The sequence below is a fragment of the Pseudomonas sp. genome (assembly GCF_026224925.1).
Taxonomy (GTDB): Bacteria; Pseudomonadota; Gammaproteobacteria; order Pseudomonadales; family Pseudomonadaceae; genus Aquipseudomonas.
Window position 1 is genome coordinate 1 of the sequence record NZ_JAMFRV010000438.1, and the last position, 3,987, is coordinate 3,987.

A 3,987-nucleotide genomic window follows, 5' to 3' on the forward strand; every position below is an offset into this window, starting at 1 on the left:
CGAGCCGAGCCCTTGAGCACGCCCTCCCCGGCACTGGCAAACGCAATGGTCGGGCGGTGATAACGCTCTTTCATGCGCGAAGCAAGAATGCCGATCACGCCTTGGTGCCAGTCGGTCTCGAACAGGCACAAACCGAACGGCATCGACTCCAGTGGCAGATCCTTGAGCTGGGCTAGCGCCTCGCGCTGCATGCCTTGCTCGATGGACTTTCGATCCTGGTTCAGTTCATCGAGACGCCCGGCCATTTCTCGCGCCAGCGTCTCGTCTTCACACAACAGACACTCGATGCCCAGGCTCATGTCATCCAACCGCCCGGCCGCGTTCAAGCGCGGACCGATGATGAAGCCCAGGTCAGTAGAGGTAATGCGGGCGGCTTCCCGACGCGCAACGTCAAGAATCGCTTTGAGCCCCGGCCGCGCCCGCCCGGCCCGAATTCGCAGCAGGCCCTGGTGCACCAGAATGCGGTTGTTGGCGTCCAGCGGCACGACGTCGGCAACGCTGCCTAAGGCGACCAAGTCCAGCAGTTCACCAAGGTTGGGCTGGGTTTGTTGATTGGCCTCGAAATAACCGGTGTCACGCAGGCGCGCTCGCAACGCCATCAGCACGTAGAAAATCACCCCAACGCCAGCGAGCGCCTTGCTGGGAAACTCACAGCCTGGCTGATTCGGGTTGACGATGGCATCGGCCGCTGGCAATTCGTGGCCAGGTAAGTGGTGATCGGTGACCAGCACCGTCAACCCTGCCGCCTTGGCCGCGGCCACACCCTCGACGCTGGAAATACCATTGTCGACGGTGATCAATAACTGCGGTTGACGTTGCAAGGCAACCGCAACGATTTCCGGGGTCAGGCCGTAGCCATACTCGAACCGGTTGGGCACCAGATAATCGACATGGGCCGCGCCAAACAGACGCAAACCTAATACGCCCACGGTGCTGGCGGTCGCGCCGTCAGCGTCGAAATCGCCAACGATAAGAATGCGCTGGCGTTCTTTCAACGCGATCACCAGCAGATCTACCGCCGCCTCAATGCCTTTGAGCTGCTGATACGGGATCAGTCGCGCCAGGCTCTTGTCCAGTTCGACCTCGGACACTACGCCGCGTGCCGCATACAAGCGCGTCAACAACGGTGGCAGATCGCCGAGGAACGGCAAGGTGTCAGGCAACAGTCGAGCTTCAATACGCATTCGGTTTCCGCTGATTTTTCTATTTTTCTGGCTGAATCTTACTGGCAGTGGGTCGACGGGCGACGTCTGTCAGCCGCGCTCGCCGGTGAGCCACTGCAACTGGACTTCGTGCTGACCACGGTCATCGGTGACGAAAATCGTCCCCTCGCTGATCATGACGTCCCACTTGATAACCCGTGGCATGTCCTTGGCCAGGACTTCCAGAATATCTTGCGGCACGGCAGCGATATTCACGTTTTTCAGGTTTTTCGCGACTGGAATAACCTTGGTTTCCCAGACGCGCAGGCTACCGTAAGCCAGTAAACTCGTGCGCTCAGTACGACGTGATGACCACGTCAGGCGATCAGCGTCTGGCTGGCCGACTTCGATCCAGTGCAATACGCGATCATCAAGGCTTTTTTCCCACAGCGCTGGTTCGTCTACTTCTGACAGACCGCGGCCAAATGATAGCTGTTCGTTGTACCAGAAGGCGTAGGCTAGCAACCGCACGGTCATGCGCTCTTCAGTTTCAGAGGGGTGCCGGGCTATCGTCTGTTTAACGCTCTCATACACTCCACGATCAAGGTCGGTGAGGTTGAGTTCGAATTTGTAGGTCGTGGACGGCTGGGCCATGAACGGGCTTCTAGATGCGGGGAAAGGCGACAAGTCTACCCGATGCAGACCCGAGGTTGTCATAGAGAACAAAGCGCCATCTAAATGGCGCTATAATTCCGTCACTTTTACCCCAATGGAACTCGCAAATGGCGTCTCGCTCCTTGTTGCGTGGCAGATGTAGGCTTAGCGTCGCGCTAATTGCGCTGAGCCTTTTGTGTATCCCGCATACGGTCATGGCTAAAGATACATTGATATGGCTCCTGCGCGACCTTCCTCCGCTGACCATCTTCACCGGTCCGCAGAAGAGCCAAGGCTCCATCGATAAATTGATGCCATTGCTGATTGCACGGATGCCTGAATATGACCACCTGATAATGCACGTTAACCGCGCCCGCGGGCTGCAGATGCTTAAAGAACCCGCGTTCACCTGTGACCCGATGCTGCTCTGGACTGCGGAACGGGCCAAGACCCTTGTTTACTCCATTCCCACCTATGCGACGACCAGTAACGGCATGGTGGTTCGCCGAGAATATCTCAACCGTTTCAGCCCCTTCATCGACAAGGGGCAAATTGATCTTCAGGCCGTGTTAGCCAGTCAATCCATCAAGCTGGGAATAGTCGCCGAACGTAGCTACGGCCCGGTCATTGACCAAATACTTCATACGTCACCGAACAAGGACGTCAGCAGACATTACGGCAACGATGCAGTTGGTAGCCTGTTACAGATGGAACGTCAGGGGCGGCTACAGGCGCTGATCAGCTATTGGCCGGAGGCGCGCTTTCAAGCCTTGCAGCAGAACATCGACCCGGCGGACCTCATCTTCTATCCGATCAAGGGAACACCCAAATACCAATTTGCGCACGTGGCCTGCTCCGACACTGCCAAAGGCCGCGAGGCGATGGAAATCATAAACCGCGAGATGCGCGTATTGCGTCAGACCAAACTCATCGACTTCTATGCCGACTGGCTAGACCCACAATCGCGCGCAGAATATCTGCAGGACGCCCAAGCTTTTTTTGTGACCCCATAGTCACAATCGGGGCCAGCCATCAAATCGCAGACAAAAGAAACCCCGAGTAGTGGGGTACTTACTCGGGGTCAAACCGTGATCCCTCAGGACCAGTACGTCAGGTGCCAATCACCGGAGCACAATGCTTGTACCTGCCGTAATAAATCAGAGCATCGAATGCGTGGAAGGTTCCCGCCGCATTCAATTAAAAGCTTGGAACGAGGTAAAAACTTGCACCTGAGTGGCGTGACGCATGGCCGCCAACACACAGGGTTCTATCCGACCTTCGGAAATCAGCAAGTCACGGTGAAAACCGTCTACGACATCAGTCAGTTGGCGCTTGTCGCGAAGCTGGGCTACACACAGCGTGCGCTCGATCACAATTGCACCGGCCGCATTTCTCAAAGTGACTACGCGTTCGCCATTAGCGCCCGACGGCCCCAGGCTTGCCTGATAAGGTGTCAGGGCTTCAGTAAGCAGTAAGCTGATATTTTCCATCTAGTCACCAGTCGACAGTTTAAATGCAAGGTGCTTATTAATGACCATCGATACGATGAGAAAGTTCTTCCCACGTAAGCGAGGTGATTGCCCACCACTGCAGGCTGAGCGGGACAATGAGCATGCCTGACGACAATGACAGAAAAAAAACAGCACCGTTTGTTCGCCGTGAAGGAGCCTGACTTGAGCGCTGCTACTGATACACCATTGCGCATCATCCTGGCGGACGACCATCCAATTTTCCTGATCGGGCTGCGGGTGGTGCTTGAGCAGCACAGCCAGGCCGAGGTCGTGGCTGAGGCCAGTTCTCCGAACGAACTCATTGATGCTCTAAAGAGCCACAGCTGTGATGTGCTGGTGACCGACTTCATGATGCCCGTCGATGTGCAGAACGACGGATTGCGGTTGTTACAGCGCGTCCGGCGTGATTACCCACAGCTGCCCATCGTGGTCGTGACCATGCTTAACAACGCTGGGCTTTTTCGTTCGATTCTGGCGTTGGGCGTCAATGCATTACTGAGCAAAGCAAGCTTGGCGGGCGAGCTGCCCGCGGCGATCGCGTCCATTCACCAACGCAAAACCTATATCGCAGACTCAGTAACACGAACGCTGCTTGAGGCAGGGGATTTTGGTACAGACACGCTTATTTCTCATGAGCAACTCTCGCCCAAGGAATCTGAAGTACTGCGCCTATTGGCAGC

5 protein-coding genes are annotated in these 3,987 nt (G+C 56.2%); 2 read left to right on the plus strand and 3 right to left on the minus strand.

Annotated elements, in window-relative coordinates; all coding sequences use genetic code 11:
• Both M0974_RS18995 and M0974_RS19000 read right to left on the minus strand, forming a co-directional pair.
• A partial coding sequence (locus tag M0974_RS18995; protein WP_297840151.1) for a DHH family phosphoesterase occupies nt 1-1,184 on the minus strand: 1,184 nt, incomplete at its 3' end.
• A 69-nt stretch (nt 1,185-1,253) separates the two neighbouring features.
• The gene (locus tag M0974_RS19000) at nt 1,254-1,796 is read right to left on the minus strand and encodes a YaeQ family protein (protein WP_297840154.1); all 543 of its coding nucleotides are present in this window, start codon (nt 1,794-1,796) and stop codon (nt 1,254-1,256) included.
• 128 nt (nt 1,797-1,924) lie between these two features.
• On the opposite strand from M0974_RS19000, the gene M0974_RS19005 reads away from it, so the two are divergent.
• Nucleotides 1,925-2,809 (plus strand): TIGR02285 family protein, encoded by an 885-nt coding sequence (locus tag M0974_RS19005; protein WP_297840157.1) that lies wholly within the window; start codon nt 1,925-1,927, stop codon nt 2,807-2,809.
• A gap of 180 nt (nt 2,810-2,989) precedes the next feature.
• Here the strand turns inward: M0974_RS19005 and M0974_RS19010 are convergent, their stop codons facing one another.
• Complete coding sequence (locus M0974_RS19010) at nt 2,990-3,286, minus strand: DUF3509 domain-containing protein (protein WP_297840159.1); 297 nt, start codon at nt 3,284-3,286, stop codon at nt 2,990-2,992.
• Nucleotides 3,287-3,469: 183 nt separating this feature from the next.
• Here M0974_RS19010 and M0974_RS19015 point away from each other — a divergent pair.
• On the plus strand, nt 3,470-3,987 hold a 518-nt coding region (locus M0974_RS19015; RefSeq protein WP_297840161.1), incomplete at its 3' end, for a response regulator transcription factor.